General features: G+C 53.4%; 21 protein-coding genes. 10 read left to right on the plus strand and 11 right to left on the minus strand.

Annotated elements, in window-relative coordinates; all coding sequences use genetic code 11:
* The first annotated feature begins 25 nt into the window (after positions 1-25).
* Together EHT87_RS06810 and EHT87_RS06815 are read left to right on the plus strand one after the other, a co-directional pair.
* Positions 26-1,303, plus strand: a complete 1,278-nt coding sequence (locus tag EHT87_RS06810; protein ID WP_124905110.1) for a polysaccharide pyruvyl transferase family protein — start codon at positions 26-28, stop codon at positions 1,301-1,303.
* Positions 1,296-2,585, plus strand: a complete 1,290-nt coding sequence (locus EHT87_RS06815) for a polysaccharide pyruvyl transferase family protein (protein ID WP_124905112.1) — start codon at positions 1,296-1,298, stop codon at positions 2,583-2,585. The genes EHT87_RS06810 and EHT87_RS06815 overlap by 8 nt, the downstream gene beginning before the upstream one ends.
* Here EHT87_RS06815 and EHT87_RS06820 read toward each other — a convergent pair.
* The 10 genes from EHT87_RS06820 to tkt form a co-directional block, all read right to left on the minus strand.
* Positions 2,582-3,496 (minus strand): alpha/beta hydrolase, encoded by a 915-nt coding sequence (locus EHT87_RS06820; RefSeq protein WP_124905114.1) that lies wholly within the window; start codon positions 3,494-3,496, stop codon positions 2,582-2,584. The two genes, EHT87_RS06815 and EHT87_RS06820, sit on opposite strands and share 4 nt — an antisense overlap.
* Positions 3,496-4,308 (minus strand): AraC family transcriptional regulator, encoded by an 813-nt coding sequence (locus EHT87_RS06825; RefSeq protein ID WP_124905116.1) that lies wholly within the window; start codon positions 4,306-4,308, stop codon positions 3,496-3,498. The genes EHT87_RS06820 and EHT87_RS06825 overlap by 1 nt, the downstream gene beginning before the upstream one ends.
* 132 nt (positions 4,309-4,440) lie before the next feature.
* Positions 4,441-5,322, minus strand: a complete 882-nt coding sequence (locus EHT87_RS06830; protein ID WP_124905118.1) for an oxidoreductase — start codon at positions 5,320-5,322, stop codon at positions 4,441-4,443.
* 156 nt (positions 5,323-5,478) lie between these two features.
* On the minus strand, positions 5,479-6,213 hold the full coding sequence (gene pgl, locus EHT87_RS06835; RefSeq protein WP_124905120.1) for a 6-phosphogluconolactonase: 735 nt from the start codon (positions 6,211-6,213) through the stop codon (positions 5,479-5,481).
* The gene (gene zwf, locus EHT87_RS06840) at positions 6,210-7,727 is read right to left on the minus strand and encodes a glucose-6-phosphate dehydrogenase (protein WP_124905122.1); all 1,518 of its coding nucleotides are present in this window, start codon (positions 7,725-7,727) and stop codon (positions 6,210-6,212) included. Before zwf ends, pgl begins: the two co-directional genes overlap by 4 nt.
* The gene (gene gnd, locus EHT87_RS06845) at positions 7,724-9,151 is read right to left on the minus strand and encodes an NADP-dependent phosphogluconate dehydrogenase (protein ID WP_124905124.1); all 1,428 of its coding nucleotides are present in this window, start codon (positions 9,149-9,151) and stop codon (positions 7,724-7,726) included. Before gnd ends, zwf begins: the two co-directional genes overlap by 4 nt.
* Positions 9,138-9,788, minus strand: coding sequence for an HAD family hydrolase (locus tag EHT87_RS06850; protein WP_124905126.1), 651 nt, complete (start codon positions 9,786-9,788; stop codon positions 9,138-9,140). The genes gnd and EHT87_RS06850 overlap by 14 nt, the downstream gene beginning before the upstream one ends.
* A gap of 2 nt (positions 9,789-9,790) precedes the next feature.
* Positions 9,791-10,894 carry a transaldolase gene (gene tal / locus EHT87_RS06855; RefSeq protein ID WP_124905128.1) on the minus strand — a complete coding sequence of 368 codons (1,104 nt, stop codon included), beginning with the start codon at positions 10,892-10,894 and terminating at the stop codon, positions 9,791-9,793.
* 73 nt (positions 10,895-10,967) lie between these two features.
* Entirely contained in the window at positions 10,968-11,414 is a 447-nt protein-coding gene (locus EHT87_RS06860) for an RpiB/LacA/LacB family sugar-phosphate isomerase (RefSeq protein WP_124905130.1), read from the minus strand.
* 97 nt (positions 11,415-11,511) lie between these two features.
* On the minus strand, positions 11,512-13,521 hold the full coding sequence (gene tkt / locus EHT87_RS06865) for a transketolase (RefSeq protein ID WP_124905132.1): 2,010 nt from the start codon (positions 13,519-13,521) through the stop codon (positions 11,512-11,514).
* A 205-nt stretch (positions 13,522-13,726) separates the two neighbouring features.
* On the opposite strand from tkt, the gene EHT87_RS06870 reads away from it, so the two are divergent.
* From EHT87_RS06870 to EHT87_RS06905, 8 genes are all read left to right on the plus strand, one after another.
* Positions 13,727-15,847 (plus strand): S9 family peptidase, encoded by a 2,121-nt coding sequence (locus EHT87_RS06870; protein WP_124905134.1) that lies wholly within the window; start codon positions 13,727-13,729, stop codon positions 15,845-15,847.
* Between the two features lie 120 nt (positions 15,848-15,967).
* Complete coding sequence (locus EHT87_RS06875) at positions 15,968-16,297, plus strand: DUF4377 domain-containing protein (protein WP_124905136.1); 330 nt, start codon at positions 15,968-15,970, stop codon at positions 16,295-16,297.
* Between the two features lie 23 nt (positions 16,298-16,320).
* A complete protein-coding gene (locus EHT87_RS06880; RefSeq protein WP_124905138.1) occupies positions 16,321-16,974 on the plus strand; it encodes a hypothetical protein in 654 nt (217 codons plus the stop codon).
* A 63-nt stretch (positions 16,975-17,037) separates the two neighbouring features.
* The gene (locus EHT87_RS06885; RefSeq protein ID WP_124905140.1) at positions 17,038-17,238 is read left to right on the plus strand and encodes a type II toxin-antitoxin system VapB family antitoxin; all 201 of its coding nucleotides are present in this window, start codon (positions 17,038-17,040) and stop codon (positions 17,236-17,238) included.
* Positions 17,231-17,650 (plus strand): type II toxin-antitoxin system VapC family toxin, encoded by a 420-nt coding sequence (vapC, locus tag EHT87_RS06890; protein ID WP_124905142.1) that lies wholly within the window; start codon positions 17,231-17,233, stop codon positions 17,648-17,650. The genes EHT87_RS06885 and vapC overlap by 8 nt, the downstream gene beginning before the upstream one ends.
* A gap of 64 nt (positions 17,651-17,714) precedes the next feature.
* Complete coding sequence (locus EHT87_RS06895; protein WP_124905144.1) at positions 17,715-18,797, plus strand: Gfo/Idh/MocA family protein; 1,083 nt, start codon at positions 17,715-17,717, stop codon at positions 18,795-18,797.
* A gap of 86 nt (positions 18,798-18,883) precedes the next feature.
* Entirely contained in the window at positions 18,884-19,402 is a 519-nt protein-coding gene (locus tag EHT87_RS06900) for a thioredoxin family protein (protein ID WP_124905146.1), read from the plus strand.
* A 6-nt stretch (positions 19,403-19,408) separates the two neighbouring features.
* A complete protein-coding gene (locus tag EHT87_RS06905; protein ID WP_124905148.1) occupies positions 19,409-20,200 on the plus strand; it encodes a hypothetical protein in 792 nt (263 codons plus the stop codon).
* A gap of 84 nt (positions 20,201-20,284) precedes the next feature.
* Here EHT87_RS06905 and EHT87_RS06910 read toward each other — a convergent pair whose 3' ends face one another.
* Entirely contained in the window at positions 20,285-21,514 is a 1,230-nt protein-coding gene (locus tag EHT87_RS06910; RefSeq protein WP_124905150.1) for a DUF4374 domain-containing protein, read from the minus strand.
* Between the last annotated feature and the right edge of the window lie 131 nt (positions 21,515-21,645).

The following is a 21,645-nucleotide window of genomic DNA, read 5'->3' on the forward strand; positions in this document are numbered from 1 at the left end:
CCGCAAACGGATGATACCTGATCCCATGAACTCAAGCAGAAGGACTTTTTTGAAAAGTGCGGGGCTGGCTTCGGCTTCCCTCCTGGCCTCCCTGAACGGCTTTTCGGCCAAAAAAGCGCCGGTTATTCTTCTTCGCTCGTCCTGGCAAACCGTCAACATCGGTGACATTGGGCATACGCCCGGTGTGCTGACGCTGCTGGAAAAATACCTCCCCACTGCCAGCGTCCGGCTGTGGCCGTCGGACGTGGGCGACGGTGTCGACGAGCTGATTCGGCAGCGGTTTCCCAAACTGACCATCGCCAAAGCGCCCGAGGAAGTGAAGCAGGCGTTTGCCGAATGCGACTTCTTGCTGCACGGTTCCGGCGCTTCGCTGGTGGCGGGGAAAGACGTGGATCGGTGGCGAAAAGAAACGGGCAAACCGTACGGTATTTACGGCATTACGTTTTCGGTTACGCGCGATGGCGACGATTCGAAAGCCCTTAGCAAAGCGTCGGCCCTCGACATCGATATTTTAAGCAACGCCCGGTTTGTATTTTTCCGCGACACGGTTTCGTTGGGTGTTGCCAAACAGAATGGAGTAACGTGCCCGGTAATGGAATTCGGGCCCGATGGTGCTTTTGCCGTCGATCTCCATAATGATCCGCTAGCGAAGGATTTCCTGAAAGAACACAGCCTGGAAGACGGCAAATTCCTGTGCGTGATTCCGCGCCAGCGGTATACGCCGTACTGGGAAATCCCCGCCAAAAAACGGGCGTTCGACCCGCAACGAAATGCGCGAAACGAAGAAATGCGCGAACACGATATCGCCCCGCTTCGGGAAGCTATCACGGCGGTTGTTCGGCAGACGCCGATGAAGATCCTGATTGTTCCGGAAGATGAAACGCAGGTAAAACTCGGCAAAACAATGCTGTATGATCCGCTTCCGGAGGATGTGAAAGCCAAAGTGGTCTTGCGGGATCGCTACTGGCTCACCGACGAAGCCATCAGCACCTACGTCCGGTCGGCGGGTTTGTTCGGGCTTGAAATGCACTCGCCCATCATGTGCATTGGCAACGGGGTTCCGGCCATCGTCTGCCGGTTTTCCGAACAAACCAGCAAAGGCATCATGTGGCGCGATATTGGCCTGGGCGACTGGCTTTTCGATATGGATAATGAGAAAGACGTAGCCGGGATCGTGCCCGCCGTACTGGCCATGGCCAAAGACCCGAAAGCCGCCAAACTGAAGATCAAAAAAGCACAACAGTTCGTCCGGGAGCGTCAGCGCGAGACCATGGAAATTTTAAAGAAAAACCTGAATGCCTAACCCATCCACTCTGCCCAACCGCCGGGAATTCCTGAAGCAAACACCAGCGCTCCTGGGCCTGCTGATGTCTGTTCCGGCCCTCGCCAGAACCCGTTTCTCCGCCAAAAAATCCATCCTCCTCCGCTCGTCGTGGCAAACGGAAAACATCGGCGATATTGCCCATACGCCGGGCGTGCTGACGTTGCTGGAGAACTATTTGCCCGATGTGGAGGTTCGCCTGTGGCCGTCCAACGTCGGAAACGGTGTGGAAGAACTGCTGAAAAAGCGGTTTCCGGCTCTGGTCATTCTCAAAACGGCGGAAGAAAAAACCGCAGCCCTGGCCGACTGCGTGTTCCTGCTGCACGGCTCCGGGCCTTCGCTGGTGGGTCGGAAAGAAATTGAACAATGGCGGGAAACCGGAAAGCCGTACGGTATCTATGGAATCACCTGGCCCGGCGTGTATGGTTTTGAAAAAGACCGCTGGAAATTCAATCCGGCCGATGTTGCGTTGCTGACCCAGGCCCGTTTTGCCTATTTCCGGGATTCGGTTTCGATGGAATTCGCGAAGTCGAAGGGCGTTGCCTGTCCAATTATGGAGTTTTGCCCCGACGGAGCGTTCGCCGTAGACATCCGCAACGACAAAGCCGCCGACGCCTTTCTGAAAGAGCATGGCCTGGAAACGGGCAGGTTTCTGTGTGCCATACCCCAGTTACGGTTTTCGCCCTGGTGGGAATTACCGCAGAAAAAGCTGTCGGTTAACCCCGAAAAACACGCCCGCAACGAGCAGATGAAGGAACAGGACAATAAGCCGATTCGCGATGCCATCGTGGCCGTGGTTCGCCAGACGCCCCTGAAAATCCTGATCGTTCCGGAAAACGAAACGCAGGTTCGAATTGGGAAGGAAATGCTGTACGATCCGCTGCCGGACGATGTGAAAGCCAAGGTCGTTTGGCGCGATCGGTACTGGCTCACCGACGAAGCCGTCAGCACGTATGCGCGGTCGGCGGGCCTGTTCGGGATCGAGATGCACTCGCCCATCATGTGCATTGCCCTGGGCATTCCGGCCCTGGTTTGCCGGTTTGAAGAGCAGACCAGCAAAGGTGCGATGTGGCGGGATATTGGCCTGAGCGACTGGCTGTTTGACCTGGATACGCCCAACGATGTGGACAGGATCGTCCCGGCGGTGTTGGAAATGGCGAAAAATCCCCAAACGGCGCACTTGAAAGTCAAAAAAGCGCAGCAATTTGTGGCCAAACGACAGCGGGAAACGATGGCGGTAGTCCGGAAAAATGTTGGCGTTTAGCCGCGTTTTTCCGGACCACTGCCCGGTTTTACCTTGATAAATTCCCGTAATTCCCGGTAAATAAGATTGTTTTTCCAGTACAATTGCGTCACCATTCCGACGTGTTTTTTACCTGCCAGAACCTTGTAGCCGTGTTTTACACCGAGTTGCTGAAGCCGCTCATGGAATTTCTGCGTACTCCCGGCAATGCCTGGGTACGTGCGGCTTCCGGTGTAAATCAACATCGGCGGACTTTGGGCGTTGACCTGATACAATGCCGACATCGCCCGCCAAACGGCGGTATCTTTCCCGAAGGGAACAAGGTACTGCTTATCACCGGGATACGCCATTTTTTTCAGGTAGTCGAACATATCCAGTCCGGCCGGGTCATCCAGAATAGCGCCTTTAACGGGATTTCTGGCCAGGCCATTTTTCTCAAAAACCGAATTATCAACCGCCAGCAAAGCCGCCAGTCCACCACCCGCCGAATGCCCCATGACAAAAATCCGGTTGGGATCACCGCCGAATTCGGCAATATGTTCCGAGGTCCAGCGCACGGCCCGGGCGCAGTCGTCGGCCATACCGGGCACCCGAACCGCAGGCGAAAGCCGGTAATTGATGATCACCGCCACGACTTCCTGTCTGGCCAGTCGCCGACCAACGAACGAATAGAGATTTTTGCTGCCGCTGTCCCAGTTTCCACCGTGGATAAAAACCACGACAGGCCGAAGCTGAGCGGATTTCCGGCGGGGCTGATACACATCGAGCACGTGCCGGTCCGCATCAAAATCCGGCGAATCGGCGGTCACGTACGGAATGTCTTTGGTCCGCTGGCTGGGCCGCGCGGTGGCAAATTCATTGATAAACACCAGCAGGAAAATCAGGACCAGCAGGGCCGCCGGGATTTGCCAGAGCAGTCGGAACCCGGCCATCAAGCGAGCAGTAGTTTTGAAGGGGCCAATCCGTACGTTTTTTTGAAGGCAAACGAAAAGTGGGACAGATCTTCGAACCCCAATTCCAGGTATACATCCGAAGGTGCTCTGCCTTTTTCTTTGATCAGGAAATGCGCTTCCTGGAGCCTTTTTTGCAGCAGCCACCGGCTGGGCGTGTTGTGAAATATCTTTTCAAAATCCCGTTTAAATGTTGCCAGACTTCGGCCGGTCAGGTAGGCAAACCGCTTTAATTCCACATTAAAATGAAAATTCTTGTTCATAAAAGCCTCCAGATCGATTTTACCGGGTTCCGTAAAATCGAACAGAATATCTTTTAATTCCGGGTTAGCCTGCAATAAAATCAGAATGGCTTCTTTTAACTTTATGGATTGCAGGTTCGCACTAATCGTTTGATTCTCCTGCAAATAAGGCACCAACGAATCCATATAACTTTTATAAAGCGGATTGGGATTGAGGGTCAGAACCGTTTTATCATGCTGCCATTTTTTGGCTTTGTAGCCATATTCAAAACTAAAAGCGCGCAGGGTTTCCTGATCAAGGTAAAGCGATACCGCCTTGAATTCACCGTGCTCCGGTGGATACTTGGTGAATTTAACCAGCTGGTTGCGCCGGATAAATCTGAAATCGCCGGGTTTAAAAACAAAATCCTGGTCGCCCGTATTCATCACGAGCGTTCCCGCTAGCTGATAACTTAAAACATGTTCGGGCACAAATTGCTCCCCTTCCCGACTTCTCGTGAAGTAGCAGGAATAAACAATCTGCGGTTTTTTAATTTGCTCCAGGCTTTCCATATACCGTCTAATTTTTCACCTTTCCAGATTAATCCGGTCGGGAAACGTCTGGATAGAAATACGGATTAAACGGGATTTTAGTTAATCTGCGCAAATCCGTTTTGATCCGTTTAATCCGTGTTCCCATCCCATTCACTTATCAGTACGAAATGATTTTCCATAGTCCGTTTGCAGAAAATCTTCGGCATTATCGTGATCCGTAGAAATGCTGACCGGGAGCCATTTTTCAAGTTCGGCAGTGCGGGCTGCGTCCGCCTGTTTTAAAAGCGCAACGGCTTCACTTCCGAGAATCAAATGTACCGGCGGTGCGGGATGTTCCACCAGATCGACCATTACCTTCGCGGCTTTTTCCGGGTCACCCATCGGAACAAATGAGCCGTTTTTGATGTATTCGGCCCGCTGATCGACCGTCGTTTCATAGCCTTCGACCGGCGGAGCATAGCGCATGGAATCGCCGGCCCAGTCGGTTCGAAAACCGCCGGGCTCCACACTGGTAACGTGAATGCCAAGGGGAGCCACTTCTTTTGCCAATGCTTCGCTGAAACCACCTACTCCAAATTTGGCTGCCTGATACATCGTCAGTCCGGCATTGCCAACCCGCCCCCCAACGGAACTAATTTGCAGAATCCGGCCCGAGCGTTGTTTTCGCATGTGGGGCAACACCGCGCGGGTGATTTCGATGGGTGCGTAGAGGTTGGTTTCCAACTGGCTCCTAACCTGTTCATCCGTAAAAGCTTCAGCCGCGCCGATGATGCCGAAACCGGCGTTGTTTACCAATACATCAATCCGGCCAAAATGCGCGACCGCATCAGCTACCGCCTGATCGATCTGGTCGCGCTTCGTCACGTCCAGTTGTAGGGGATAAATCTGACCTTCGTACCGGGAAAGGAGGTCCTTGAGCGTTTCAGGATTCCGGGCCGTTGCGGCCACCCGATCCCCTTTTGCCAAAACCGCTTCGGTCAGGCTGCGTCCCAGTCCGCGGGAACTTCCGGTAATAAACCAAACTTTTGCCATTGTCATTGTTTTTATTTTTGACAAAGGTCGGTCGAATTTCCGCGGACAACTTTGTTGAAACGCTCAAAGATGGTTTGTTGAAAAGGTCAAATTAGTTTATAGTTTAGGGTTTATAGTACTTATGTTAACTATGAACTTTAAACCCTAAACTATAAACTAACTTATCAACTTCGATGCTGCCGGTTTGTCCAGAAACCAGTGCACGTCTCCTTCGGCGGCCCGAATCAGTTGGGCGGGGTGGTTTTCACTATCTTCCGGTCCATTCAGAACCGAATTCACCGCTTCGGCTTTGCCCTGTCCATACACCAGAAACGCCAGGTGATGCGCCAGATTGATCAAGGGCGCGGTCATCGTAATGCGGTATACGTTCTGATCGGGCAAAAAAACCGCCTTGACCGAAACGGACGTGTCGTGCAAAACCGGCGTGTGCGGAAACAGCGAAGCCGTGTGTGAATTATCGCCCAGGCCCAGCAAAACCAGGTCAAACCGGACCTGTTCGGCCTGATACCGGTGCTGAATGGCCTGGGTGTACTTCAGGGCCGCTTCGTCCGGTGGCAGGCTGGTATCGACCGTAAAAATATTCGCAGCCGGAATTCGCAGCGGATCGAACAACGCTTTTTTGACCATCAACGCATTGCTGTCCGGATCGTCGGCGGGCACATAGCGCTCGTCGCCGAAGAAAAAATCGACTTTTTCCCAGTCCAGCTGGCTGCTGAAATCGGGGGTTGCCAACAACTCATACAGCTTTTTTGGCGAACTACCGCCCGAAAGCGCCACCGAAAACCGCCCGGTAGTGGCAATCGTTTCTTTGGCCGTCCGGATGAAAAATTCGGCCAGTTCCAGAACCACCGCATCGGCGGTTTCGGAGATATGCAAGATCGGCTGACTCATCCGTGTTTGCCGTTAACCGGAAGGGTGAACCAGTGAAAACCGTCCTGCGCAATGAGCGCTTCGGCATTTTCGGGTCCCCACGATCCGGCGGGATAATTCGGAAAACTCAAACTTTTTTTACTTTCCCAGGCGTGTAAAATCGGCATAATCAGCTCCCAGGCGGCTTCGACCTGATCGCTCCGCATGAACAACGTCTGGTCGCCCATCATTGTGTCGAGCAACAGCGTTTCGTAGGCTTCGGGCGGTTTTCCGTGGTACGTTCCGCTGTAATCGAACACCAGATCCACCGGATTGAGCGTCATATCCAGACCGGGCCGTTTGGCCTGCATCTGTAAACGGATGCTCATTTCGGGCTGAATACTGAAAACCAGCCGGTTTTGCTGCCAGTTTTCGGCGGCTTCGGGCGGAAAAATCGAATGCGGAATGTTCTTGAACTGAATCGAAATGACGGATGCCGACTGGTTGAGGTGTTTGCCCGTTCGTAGGTAAAACGGAACATCCTGCCAGCGCCAGTTGTCGACGAAAAACTTCACCGCGGCAAACGTTTCGGTATTGGATTCCGGATTGACCTCCGGTTCTTCCCGGTAGCCCGGCACTTCCTTGCCTTCGATCCAGCCGTGACCGTATTGCCCCCGAACGGCAGAAAACCGGATCGCGTCGGCGTCAAACCGGCGCATGGACCGCAACACGTCTACCCGGCGGTTCCGGATTTCGTCGGCGTCCAGGTTGATCGGCGGTTCCATCGCAATCAGGCAAAGCAGCTGGAGAATGTGGTTTTGCACCATATCGCGCATGGCCCCCGCCCCGTCGTAATACCCGCCCCGGTCTTCGACGCCGAGTTGCTCGGTCACCGAAATCTGGACGTGGTCGATGTAATTGCGATTCCAGATCGGTTCCAGCAGCGCGTTGGCAAACCGGAACGCCATGATGTTCTGCACGGTTTCCTTGCCCAGATAATGGTCGATCCGGTAGATTTGCGTCTCGTCAAAGATGCCCTGCAATTGTTTATTCAAAGCTTTTGCCGATTCCAGATCGTGTCCGAACGGTTTTTCGATGACAATCCGGGTGCGATCCATTCCCTCTTTCGGGCATTTTTTCGCGATGTTGTCGGCAATGATCGGGAAGAAATTCGGCGCCACGGCCAGGTAATAAATCAGGTCGGCTTTCTCATTCCATTCGGCCTCGTAGGACTCGATCCGGGCACCCAGTTCGTGGTACGTTTTGGCGTCTTTCAGGTCCGAAACCTGGTAATAGATATTTTTACTGAAGATGGCCCACTGATCGGCTTTCGCTTTTCCGCTCCGGGAAAACTGGTCGATTCCTTCCAGCAGTTTCTCCCGGAATTGGTCATCGCTGAGTTGCGTCCGGCCCGTTCCGATGATGGAAAAATGCTCGGGCATCCAGCCGTCTAAATACAGATTGTACAAGGCCGGAGCCAGCTTGCGCCAGGCCAGATCGCCGGTGCCCCCAAAAATAATGAATACGGTAGGCTGAGGTTGCTTCGTTGATTTCATGGTTTACTCGGTAATGGCGTCCAGTGGGTGTGGAAAACGCCGTCTTTTCCAATTAATTCGTAGGTGTGCGCCCCAAAATAATCGCGTTGCGCCTGAATCAGGTTCGAGGGCATGTTTTCGCTGCGGAACGCATCAAAATACGTCAGTGAAGCGGCAAAAGCCGGTATGCCAATGCCCGCTGTGATGGCGGATGCAACGATCGACCGCATACCCGGCACACTTTCATTGACCAGCGAAACCACCGACTCATCGAGCAACAGGTGTTCCAGACTGGGCGCTTTTTCGTAGGCTGTATAGATTTCACGCAGAAAAGCCGCCCGGATGATGCAGCCACCCCGCCAGATTTTCGAAATATCGGCCAGGTTCAGGTTATATCCGTAGGAAATGGACGAGCGATACAGCAAATCAAGCCCCTGCGCGTAGGTCATGATCATGCTGAAATACAGGGCCTGCTCCAGACTTTCCAGCAACGTATCTTTATCGACTTCCAGCAGCGACGGCTGGTCACCGTACAAGTTGGCGGCTTTCTTCCGCAGCGTTTTGTATTTGGACAGGTCGCGCATGGCCACGGCCATATCGATCGTCGGAATCGGCACTTCCAGGTCCATGGCAATCTGCGAGGTCCATTTACCGGTGCCCTTCGATTTGGCCTGATCCTTGATATCGTCCAGCAGCAGATGGTCGGAACCGGCTTCTTTATAACTGAAAATATCCCGCGTCACCTCGATCAGAAACGACTGCAACCGGCCTTCGTTCCATTGTTTGAAGAGCTGGTAAATCTCTTCATTATCGAGTTTCAGCCCTTTGCGGAGAATCTCGTAGGTTTCGGCAATGAGTTGCATCAACCCATACTCAATCCCGTTGTGAACCATTTTGACAAAGTGGCCCGAAGCGCCCGGCCCGATGTAGGTCACGCAGGGAACGCCGTCGACCTTGGCGGCAATGGCGTCGAAGATGGGTTTCAGCGTCAGGTAAGCGCCCTGATCACCACCCGGCATCATACTCGGCCCTTTCCGCGCGCCTTCTTCGCCACCGGAAATTCCCATACCAAAGAAATGAAACCCTTTGGTATCCAGGGCTTTGTCACGAATGATGGTGTCCGTAAAGTGCGAATTACCGCCGTCGATAATGATGTCACCGGGCTCCAGCAGCGGCAACAGGTTTTCAATCACACTGTCGACCGGTTTACCGGCGGGCACCAGCATCATGATGGCGCGCGGTTTGGTCAGGCTCTGGGTCATGGCTTTCAGATCCGTGAACCCTTTGACCGGTTTTCCTTCGCCTTCTTTTTCAAAACCGGCCACCTGATCGGGGTTGATGTCGTATCCGGCCACCGGAAAACCGTGATCTGCCATGTTGAGCAGCAAATTGCGGCCCATCGTACCGAGACCGATCATTCCAAAATTATACTTAGACTCTGTCATTGAACTCGTGAAAGTTTATCGGTTCGTTTTTAAGCTTTTCCAGAATGGCTCTGGTCGATTCAAACCCCTGATGATGCAAGGCATTGATACCCAGCTTCCGGGCTGCATCGACCAGCATCCGTCGGTCGTCGAAATAGACGCACTGCTCCGGTGGGGCCTGTGCAACGCCCATCGCCAGCCGGAAAATACCGGGGTCGGGTTTGCGCATGCCCACTTCGCAGGACGAAATGAACGCATCGAAACAGTGGTGGAGCTTGAATTTTTTGATGCGGTATTCGTTCAGTTCGCGCCCTTCGTTGTTGATTGAAATGATGCGGATGTCGCGGTTTTCTTTTTTCCACTCCGTCAGCCATTGGAGCATATGGGGCAACTCCAGCGATTGCGCAAACATGAACGCCTTAAAATCCTCCCGCGTAAAATCGCGCGGCTGGTTGAAAACGACGGTATCCAGGTATTCATCGAGCGTAATGCGACCGATTTCGTACGTGTTGAACATGAAATCGTGTAAAACATCCATTTCCAGATAGTCGAATCCGAATTCTTCAGCCGCCCGCTGCCGGGATTCGTGCCCCCAACCGTTGGTCAGCAACACGCCCCCGACATCGAGAAAGAGAATTTTAAGTGGCGCTAAATCCATGATCAGGCGGTCTGAAGCGATTTTTTCTGCGTTTCGATGGCCGCCAGCAGTTTTTCGTACGGTTTATTGAACTTATCGATGCCCTCGTCTTCCAGTTTCTGGGTGATTTCGTCGATGTTGATTCCCGCCGTTTTCAGTTGGTCGAGAACGGAAGTGGCTTTGTCCAGATCGTTTTCCAGACGGCTTTCTGCCACACCATGATCCCGGAAAGCCACCAGCGTTTCCATCGGAATGGTGTCGACGGTATCCGGCCCGATCAGTTCTTCCACGTATTTGGTATCCGGAATCGCCGGGTTTTTGCTGCTCGTACTGGCCCACAACAGCCGCTGCGGTTTGGCCCCTTTTTCCTTCAGTTTCGCAAACCGTTCGCTGCTAAATACCCGCTTGTAGATTTCGTAGGCTTTCCGGGCGGAAGCAATGGCTACCTGCGCTTTCAGTTCGGGCAGTCCTTTTTCGTCCAGAATCGGATCGACCATCACGTCGATGCGGCTCAGAAAGAAACTGGCGACCGAGGCAATTCCGTCGATCGGCTGACCAGCGGCCGCGCGGGCTTCCAGACCCGAAATGTAGGCATCCGTTACGGCTTCGTAGCGATCCAGCCCAAACAGCAGCGTCACGTTGATGTTGATGCCTTCGCTGATGGCCGTCTGAATGGCCGACAAGCCCGGCTCGGTTCCCGGAATTTTAATCATCACGTTCTCGCGATCAACGGCTTTCCAGAGTTCGCGGGCCTGTTTGATGGTACCTTCCGCATCCAGCGCCAGAAAGGGCGAAACTTCCAGACTCACATAGCCGTCGGCTCCGCGGACTTCCTCTTCATACACCGGCTTAAACAAATCAGCCGCCCGCTGAATGTCGCTGACGGCCAGACCGTAAAATATATCTTCGTTGCTTTTGGCATCTTTTGCCAGCTTCTTGATGTCTTCATCGTAGTCGGAGCTGCTGCTGATGGCTTTCTCGAAAATCGCCGGGTTCGATGTAATGCCGCGAACGCCATCTTCGTCGATCAGTTTTTGCAGTTCGCCGGTATTCATAATTTTCCGGTCAATAAAATCCAGCCAGATGCTCTGACCAAACTCGTGAATTTGTTTTACGCGATTTGCCATGTGTTGAGGGGGTTTGTAGTTTATGGTTTTGGTTATTTGGTTTACGGTTTTCGGTATACTGAAAACCGTAAACCTACTTCTTTTCCAATTCAATTACCTTTTGTAAACGGCGCTTGTGCCGTTCGGCTCCGCTGAATTGGGCTTCCAGAAACGCCTGGACGAACTCTTCGGCGACCCGGTTTCCTGTAATACGTCCGCCGAGGCAAATTAAGTTCATATCGTCGTCTTCCACACCCTGATGCGCCGAAAAATGGTCGTTGATCAAACAGGCGCGAACGCCCGGTATTTTGTTGGCGACAATGGCCGCCCCAACGCCACTTCCACAAACCGCCACGCCCCGTTCCACCTCCCGGCTGGCAACCGCCTGCGCCAGCGGAATGATCAGATCCGGGTAATCGTCCAGTTTGTCAAGCTGGTGAGCACCGAAATCGACAACTTCGTAGCCCAGGCCGGTCAAAAATGTATGCAGCGATTCTTTGAGTTCGAACCCGCCATGATCAGCAGCAATGCCTATTTTCATTTCATTACAGTTTACGGTTTACGGTTTTTGGTTTACGGTGGCTAACGCACGAATAGAAACGCGTCAGCCACCGAATACTGAAAACCGTAAACTTAATTTAACCCAGTAATTCTTTCGCCCGCTTCACCACGTTTTCCACCGTAAAGCCAAACTTCCTGAACAAATCCTCCGCCGGGGCCGACTCGCCGAAGGAAGTCATGCCCAGAATACCGCCTTCGTCGGTGATGTATTTGTACCAGCCCATTTCCGCACCGGCTTCCACGGCCAGCCGCTTTTTCAGTGCTTTCGGGAAAACCTTTTCTTTATAAGCCGCATCCTGCCGGTCGAACAGCTCGAACGACGGCATGCTCACCACGCGGGCGGCAATCGACTCCTGTTTCAATTGCTCCTGCGCCTGGAGAAGTAACGAAACTTCCGAACCGGTGCCGATCAGGATCAAATCCGGCTCTTTTTCCGAATCCGACAAAATATAAGCGCCTTTTTCCAATTCCCGCGCACTCGTATACTTTTCCTGATCAAGTACCGGTAATCCCTGCCGCGTCAGCACAATGACCACGGGCCCGCCCGGATGCCCGATGGCGACCCGCCAGGCCTGAGCGGTTTCGTTGGCGTCCGCCGGTCGGATCACGATCAGGTTGGGCATGGCCCGCAACGCCATCAGTTGCTCGATGGGCTGGTGGGTGGTGCCGTCTTCGCCCAGACCGATGCTGTCGTGCGTAAAGATAAAAACCGGCCGGATTTTCATGATAGCGGCCAGCCGGATCGGCGGACGCATGTAATCGGAGAAAACCAGAAACGTGGCCCCGTAAGGAATGATGCCTTTCGTAACGGCCAGACCGTTCAAAACCGCGCCCATCGCGTGTTCGCGGATCCCAAAATGGAAAATGCGCCCTTCACGATCCTCGGGCGAAAACGATTTATAGTTTTTCAGATCCGTATCCGTCGAGGGCGACAGGTCGGCAGAACCACCGATGAGGTGCGGCAAACTATCGGCAATGGCATTCAGCACTTTGCCGGAAGCTTTTCGGGTCGCCATTTTTTCCTGACTGGCCGGAAAAACCGGAATCTTGTCTTCCCAGCCGTCCGGCAATTTCCCATTGCTCACCAGCTCGTATTCTTTCGCCAGCTCGGGGTATTTTGCTTTGTAGGCTTTATAGAGGTCGTTCCACTTGTCCTCTTTTTTCGCCCGTTCTTTCCCGATTTCCCGGTAATAATGCAGCACATCCTCCGGCACCACGAACGATTGTTCGGGATCAAAACCAAACCGTTCTTTCACCAGCTTGATCTCGTCCGCGCCCAGGGGCGACCCGTGCGCTTCCGCCGTGTCTTCTTTATTGGGGCTTCCGTAGCCGATGTGCGTCCGAACTTTGATCAGCGAAGGACGCCGGGTTTCTTCCTGGGCGGCTTTCACGGCCTGATAAAGCGCTTCCAGATCATTGCCATCCGGCACCACCTGAACATGCCAGCCGTAGGCCAGAAACCGCTGGGCAACATCTTCGGTAAAGGTCAGATCGGTGCTGCCTTCGATGGAAATGTGGTTGTCGTCGTAAAAATAAATCAGGTTGCCCAGCTGCAAATGAGCCGCCAGCGAAGCCGCTTCGGAGGTGATGCCCTCCATCATGTCACCGTCACTGCAAAGGGCGTAAATCTTGTAGTCGAACAGGGGAAAATCCGGCTTGTTATACCGGGCGGCCAGGTGATACTGTCCGATGGCGAAACCGACACCGTTGGCAAATCCCTGCCCAAGAGGCCCCGTCGTTATCTCGATGCCTCGCGACAAACCGTATTCCGGGTGGCCCGGCGTCTGGCTATCCAACTGGCGAAACTGCTTGATATCGTCCAGACTCAGCTCATAACCCGTCAGGTACAGGTAACAATACTGCAACATACAACCATGACCCGCCGACAAAATAAACCGGTCGCGGTTGGGCCAATCCGGATTGGTCGGATTGTAATTCATGGCTTCGGTCCAGAGGATATGGCCAATCGGCGCGGCTCCCATCGGCAGACCAGGGTGGCCGGAATTGGCTTTCTGCACCGCATCGGCCGACAACACCCGGACGGTATTGATGCCTAGCTGCTCAATGGATTGGGTTGTGGTTTTCATTGCAAAGGGGAATTAGAATAAACGGTAGAGTTGACTTAGTTAACCCGTCGCCAAAACGGTTTGTTCATCCTGGCGGGGTTATTTCGCGGAGTTGAGGGGAGAAAAAAGGAGTTGAGCGGAGGTTTTTCAATTATTTCTCTGCACTTCTCCCTTTTTCTCCGCTCAACTCCGCGAAATAATTCTTTTGAGATGTACTTTCAGGCCCATGAAAACAATACTCTTCGTTTGTTTGATCACCGGCATTTTTCTGTATAAACCGACTCCAACGCTGGCTCAGTCGTTCCAACTGGAAGCCGTACGCAGTTATCCCTTTCCTTCAGACCTGACCGCTTCGGCGCAGGGTTCGCGGCTGGCGTGGGTTTTCAACGAGCAGGGGAAACGCAATATTTACGTAGCCGAAGGACCGGATTTTTCGCCCCGAAAGCTCACGGCCTATACCGAAGACGACGGCCAGGAAATCACCAGTCTGTCGGTTTCATCCGATGGTAAATGGGTGGTGTATGTGCGGGGTGGAGACCACGGCTCGAACTGGGATGAAGCACTCCCGGTCAACACGCTGTCGTCGCCGGTTCCGATTAAAGTACAGATCTGGAGCGTGCCGTTTGCGGGTGGCGTACCCAAGGCGTTGTCCGAAGGCGACGAACCCGTTATTTCGCCCAGAAACGATCAGATTGCTTTCCTGAAAAGTGGCCAGGCGTGGACGGCACCGCTCGACGGATCGGCACCGGCAAAAGCCCTTTTCACGGCCCGTGGCGAAACCCGGTCGCTCGAATGGTCGCCCGACGGGTCACGGCTGGTTTTTGTCAGCCACCGGCGCGATCACGCTTTCATCGGCGTTTTTACCAATTCCGAAACACCCATCACCTGGCTGGATCCCTCCTTTTCCCGCGACCGCTCACCCCGCTGGTCGCCCGACGGCACGAAGGTGGTTTTTGTCCGAACGCCCGGTCTGGGTGGCCCGCCGGATTCCCTTTTAACCCCCAAACCTGAACCCTGGGCCATCTGGACGGCAGACGTCGCCATCGGAAAAGCCGCCCCGATCTGGCAGGCACCGAAAACGCGGGCGGGTTCCCTGCCGCCCACCCACGGCGGTGTCAATCTGCACTGGGCCGCCAACGACCGGATTGTGTTTGTGTCGTATCAGGACGGCTGGCCGCATTTGTACTCACTGCCGGCGTCGGGCGGAACCCCGCTGTTGCTGACGCCCGGTTCCTACATGGCCGAACACATCCGGTTGAGCACGGACCGCAAATGGCTGGTTTTTAGCGGCAATACCGGCCCCGATAAACAGGACATCGACCGGCGGCACGTCGTGCGGGTGCCGGTCGATCAGGCCGCCCCGGAAGTGCTGACTCCGGGTACCGGTTTGGAATGGACCCCGGTCGTAACGGGCGATGGCTCAACGATTGCGCTGATTAGTGCCACAGCCCAGCGTCCACCATTACCCGCCGTTATGCCGTTTTCAAAAGGAACGCCCAGGCTTCTGGCTCAAAACCTGATTTCAGCCCAGTTTCCACAAACCCGGTTGGTGACTCCCAAACAGGTGATTTTCAAAGCCGCCGATGGCGTTTCGGTTCATGCGCAATTATTTGAACCCGAGGGCGTTTCGGCCAAGAAACCGGCGATTATTTATGTTCACGGCGGACCGTCGCGCCAGATGCAACTGGGCTGGAATTATTCCGACTATTATTCCAATGCCTACGCCTGGAATCAGTATCTGACCAGCCTCGGCTTTGCGGTTTTGTCGGTCAACTACCGGCTGGGCATCGGCTACGGTCACGCTTTTCACCAGGTTGCCGACGGGGGTGAAAACGGGGCCGCTGAATACCGGGATATTCGCGCGGCTGGCGAGTGGCTGGCCCGTCAGCCGCAGATCGATGCCGGTCGCATCGGGATCTACGGCGGTTCATACGGCGGTTATCTGACGGCACTGGCGCTGGGCCGCGACTCGAAGTTGTTTGCCGCCGGTGTCGATATTCACGGCGAACACGATTGGACGGTTTACCAGTCGTCGTTGCTCTCCAACCGGGTCGAGCAGGTTCCGGATGCCCGGCAGGCGGCCAAAATCGCCTGGGAATCGTCGCCGGTTTCGGCGGTCAATACCTGGACGTCGCCCGTGCTGATCATTCACGGCGACGACGACCGCAACGTGGGGTTTAGCCAGAGTGCGGACCTGGTCCGGCGGCTGGAAACCAAAGGCGTCCCGATGGAAACGCTGGTGATTGTGGATGATACGCACCACTGGATGCGACATGCCAACGCCTTGAAAGTGGGTCAGGCCATGGCGGATTTTTTCAAACGAAAATTGCTAAAGAAAAACCCGTAAATTCTCCCCGATAGCTTTACAACGGATTGATAGTAAAAGCGGTCCATGCAGAAGACCAGGTTGTTTCTGGTAACTGGCCTTACTTCAATCCCATTCAAAAAATTTAAAAATCTTAATCGAATGAACCGCGTTCTTTCTGCTTTTTATGTGGGTCTATTCCTCCTGTTTTCAAGCTGTGATAAAAGCACCCTCAAACCCGATTTGATTACGATGCAGGTGGCCGACCATTATCAGGATTGCACGGGAGTCGGCCCGATGAAATGCCTGTTGGTCAAGATAGACGGTGCTGCGAACTGGACGTATCATTATTTTGGTATTGAGGGGTTTAACTACGAGGAAGGATTTGAATACAAACTGACGGTGAAGCGGGAGAAAATTGACAATCCCCCGGCCGATGGCTCCAGTATCCGGTATATTCTGGTCAAGGTGATCGAAAAAATCAAAACGTAATCCCAGCAAAACAAGCTTCGCCCATGAAAACATTTACCCTTATCGGTTTCCTGCTTCTTTGCGTTTATACCACCCGGGCGCAACGCTGGCAGGGTCAGATCGGCACCAATCTGGCCACGTTGCCCGGTCGGTCGCTGGAACTCACCTCGGCCTGGAGCCCCCATCTGAACCAGTGGGCGTTGACCTTCAACGCCGGCTATACGCATCAAAATGCGTGGGGCGGTTTGCCTTCCGGTATGATGTGCGACTGTGGCGTCGAAAACCTGAAAACATCCGGAGCATTTTTCAAAGCCGGCTATCGTTTTGATCTGGTTCGCCGGGCCGGGCGGGTCACCAAAGTCGGGCTGCCGATTGGCGTCAATCTGATCGGTTCGCACTACCGGCAGACAGGCACCATCGAATCGTTTCCCAGCGGCACATCGGTTTATAGATCCCAGTCGGTCAGCGGTTTTTTGATGGGTTTGGGCATAACAGCCACCATGAACATCCGGTTTTCGGCCCGCTGGAACCTCGATCTGGGCGTTCAGAAATTCATCGGGTTCCAGAATCGAACCGATTATTTTCTCTTTAAATCCTTTCGGTCGCACCAGCCCGGGGTTGGCTTGTTAAATTCGGAAAATTCCTTGCCCGGATTGCAGGGCATTGTGGGGCTGAATTACCGGTTGGGGCGGTTGTAACGACAACTAGTGCCGCTTTTTTGTTTCGTTAACCTATCTTTGTTTAAAACCGGTATTCCCCGTATGAAAACGACTATTGAGTTAAACGACGAACTAGTGCAGCAAACCATGCAACTAAGTCATATTCATACCCCTGAAGAGTTAATCAGGACCGCCTTGTATGAATTTCTCCGTAAATTAAAAAAACGGGAATTAACAACGCTGCGGGGCAATGTCCAATGGGAAGGGGATTTAGATCAAATGCGCACCACATCTGATGAATGATTTGCTGTTTGACAGTTCCGTTTGGATACATTATTTCCGGAAAACCAGTAGCCCACAAACCGATTTGCTTCATAATGGTCTCTTGTATGACTGGACAATCTGGCTCTGTCCGCCAATACGACAGGAAGTTCTACAAGGGATAAAATTTGCGGATGAACTGCGCATGGTTCAGGATAAATTCAACTTTCTGGAACGGCTCGAAGTTGATCCTTATCTTATGGCTGATAAAAGTGCGCGGTTGTATCGATCTCTTCGCCAGCAAGGTATCACCATTCGTAAACCCAATGATTGTCTGATTGCGGCCTATGCTATGCAGTTCAACTTAAGGGTTGTTCATAATGATGTTGATTTCGACCGAATCGCTACGAATATACCGGTTAGTGAAGGAACATTTCAGGTCTGGTCACAATAAATAAAAATGCTTCTTTTTTTATTCCCAATCCTGTCCCAACTTGCCGTTTCTAACTCAAACGTACATGTCAACTCCAAATCCTCCGGTGCGGGTTCTCGTTGTCGGCTGCGGCAACATGGGCGCATCGCACGCCATAGCGTATTCAACCAACGACGGTTTTGAAATCTGCGGAATCGTTTCCACCGGCAAAAGCAAGGAAGTGCTGAACGAACGGCTCGGCGGTGGTTATCCGTTGTTTACCGATCTGGCAACGGCTTTATCCGAAACCAAACCCGACGCGGTCTGTATTTCGACCTATCCTGATACGCACGAAGCATTTGCCATCCTGGCACTTGAACACGGCTGCCACGTGTTTATCGAAAAACCGCTGGCCGATACCGTCGAAGGGGCGCAGCGCGTGGTGGAAGCCGCCGAAAAAGCCGGTAAAAAAGTGGTGGTGGGTTACATTCTGCGCCAGCATCCGTCCTGGGAAAAGTTCATCGAAATTGCGCACGAAATGGGCAAACCGCTCGTCATGCGCATGAACCTCAATCAGCAAAGCCACGGCGGCATGTGGACCGTTCACCGGAACCTGATGAAAAGCCTCAGCCCGATTGTCGACTGCGGGGTGCATTACATTGACGTCATGTGTCAGATGACCCGCTCAAAACCGGTTCAGGTCAACGCCATTGGCGCCCGGCTGACGGAAGAAATCCCGACCGGCAACTACAATTATGGTCAGTTGCAAATCCGGTTCGAAGATGGTTCGGTGGGCTGGTATGAAGCCGGCTGGGGACCGATGATGAGCGAAACGGCCTTTTTTGTCAAGGATGTGATCGGGCCGAAAGGCTGTGTTTCCATTGTGGCCAAAAATGCCGGAGCCGCCGGAAAATCGGACAATGTGGATTCCCACACCAAAACCGAATCGCTCCGGGTTCACCACGCGCCCCTCGACAAAAACGACCAGTTTGTGCAGGAAGACACCTGGATCGACATGCAGGACGAGCCGGATCACCAGGAACTTTGCAACCGCGAGCAGCGGTATTTCCTGAAGGCCATTCGGGAAAATATTGATTTGACGGATCATTTGCAGGATGCCGTCAACAGCCTCCGGATCGCCTTTGCCTGCGATGAATCGGTGCGGACGGGCCAGCCGGTGATGCTGTAAGTGCTGCTGATCCAGAACAAGCCGTCGTCGCGGTTGCCCTCCTGATCAGCCCAATACCACAATCCAAATCACCAGAAACCGTCTTTATGAAACGTATTCTTTTTGCCTGCACACTTCTGCTGGGTCTGCTTGCCGAAGTAAAAGCCCAGGGACCCGCCAAACCCGAGTCGCCGAAAATTTACGACCCCAAAGCCGATGCCCAGCTGGACATCAAAAATGCGGTGGCAAAAGCGCAAAAGGAAGGCAAGCACGTTCTGCTGCAACTGGGTGGCAACTGGTGCGTGTGGTGCATCCGGTTTCATACCCTGACCCATACCGACACGACACTCAGCCGGATCCTGAACGAAAACTATGTGGTGTTGCGGGTAAACTACAGTCCGGAAAACAAGAACGAGGCAACGCTGGCACAACTGGGCTATCCACAACGGTTTGGCTTTCCGGTTTTTGTGATTCTGGACGGAAAAGGAAACCGGTTGCACACCCAGAATTCGGCGTATCTGGAAGAGGGCAAAGGCCACAGTCCGAAACTCGTTGCGGAATTTTTACAGCAGTGGTCACCCAAGTCGCTCGATCCGCAAGCGTATCTGCCGAAAAAAAGCAACTGACCCTCCATGCGGTTTTTGAACGTTTTCATCGTAACGGTATTTCTCGTCGTTCAAACGGCGGTTGGCCAGCAGGCCCGGGAAATCCGGCGGTTTCAGTTGAAGGAAGTGAAACAGGGGGTGGCGGTGGATGCGGCTCATTTTTACGTCATCAACAACCATTCGCTGACCAAGCACACCAAATCCGACGGCAGGCAAGTTGCGGCCTGGCAGGATACCACCGGTTTGTTGAAACACCTGAACAGCGGGGTGGTGATCGACCGGAAACTCTACTGCGTGCATTCCAATTACCCGGATGTTCCGATGGTGAGTTCCATCGAAATTTTTGATACCGAAACCCTCCGGCATCGGGGCACCCACAGCTTCGGGCTGTATCCCGGCTCGGCCACCTGGGCCGATTTTTACCGGGGCTTCTGGTGGGTGGCCTTTGCCAATTATTCCGACAAAGCCTCCGCCGAAGGGCGCGACAATCGCTGGACAATGCTGGTCAAGTTCAACGCAAACTGGGAGCGGCTGGAATCCTGGCAGTTTCCGGCCAACGTCGTGCAGGCATTCGCCCCCAAAAGCACATCGGGTGGCACCTGGGGAAAAGACGGTTTAATCTATTGCACCGGTCACGATAAACCCGAACTCTACGTCCTGAAACTGCCCGATCGCGGTTCAACGCTCCAGTACGTTAAAACCATTCCCACCGTCAGTGAAGGACAGGCTTTCGCCATCGACCGCAGCGTGAAAGACCAGGTCGTGCTCTACGGTATTACCCGGAATGATAATTTTGTGATTGTGTCGGAGGTGAAATGACGGTTTACGGTAATCAGTAAACGGTTTACGGTGGCTGACGCATTCACGGCAAGCGCGTCAGCCAACTATAAACCCTAAACCAATTTACAACTTAAAAATCCCCGTCACGTATTTGGCATCGACTTTGGCACCCTGTTTGGCCGTAGCCGTGGCAATGTCGATTTCCCAGATGTAGGTACCGTCGGTGTAGCTGGTGACGGGCAGGTAGGTTTTCCCGTTTTCGACCGGCACCGACAAGGTAATACCGCCTTGTCCGGCATGCGCCGGAATACCGCCGGAAACCTCTTTCACGGTTTTGGCATTCAGGTCGATAATAACCACACTCAGGTTGACGTCTTCGTAGGCCCACTGTCCGTTTACGGTTGGGAAACGGCCCAATTCGGCCAGCACCAATCCATTGCCCAGATACTGGCAATAATAGATTTTGCGGTTGTTCGAGATTTCGTCCAGGTTGAAGAAATACGAGGGATCGAAGGCGGTTTCGCCGTTTTTAATCCGCAGAAAACCAGACGGTTTAGTCCGTTGCGAGAATGTATAACCCGAGGAAGCTACCGTATACAGATCGCCGTTTTCTGTTTTTATCAGACCGTTGCTACTGTTGGAAGCACCCGCCGGACCGGTGCGAACGTCTTTGATGATTTTTTCCAGCGTAAAAGCCGGGTAGGTATAGATGGCCACATACGCCGTATCGGTATTGGTGGTCTGCTGATTGGTGCGGTTTTGCAGGTAATAGGATACGTACGCCTTGTTGTCCCGAACTTTCATGCCCGACGGCCAAACCAGATCATCCTTGAACAGCGGAGCCAGCGAGCTTTTGACCTGGCTGGTCAGGGTTGCGCTGGTGGCATTTGCCGTATAGAACGTGGCACTCCGGTTTTCGGCCGCGGTTCGCGGAATCTGAATGCCAGCCAGCGTATTATTGTCGATGGCGGTCGGAACGTCAAAGTATTTATCAAACGTAAAACTGCCTTTCTGAACCAGTTTGTTCGATGCGTCCAGCACATAGCCGACCGCGGTTGGCGTTCCCTGGTTGGTTCCGCTCCCGCCAATGCTGAAAATCGTTTTTCCGGCCTGAACATACGTCCGGCTTCCCGATTGCTCGATTCCTTTTCCGGCAACGGACAGCGTACCGCTCGTAATCGAGGTAGTTTGCAACAGATAATCCGTTGATTTGGCACTTCCTACATCCCGGATGGCAACGACGTAGCTACCAGTAACAACCGGAGGATCAACCGGATCCGGGTCTTTGCTGCACGAACTCAGGGCCATCCAGCCGCCGAGAGCGGCCAGAGCCAGTATGGTTTTGTTGAACATAACGATGCGTTTTAATGGCTACCAATTTACTGATTTACTCAGACATTCGCGGGATTCGATCGCCCGGAAAATCGTATTTCCAGTAAAAGGCTCCCGCCGACCGGTTTTCGGCATTTTCACAACGGCGTTAC

The organism is Larkinella knui (assembly GCF_003858645.1).
Taxonomy (GTDB): Bacteria; Bacteroidota; Bacteroidia; order Cytophagales; family Spirosomataceae; genus Larkinella; species Larkinella knui.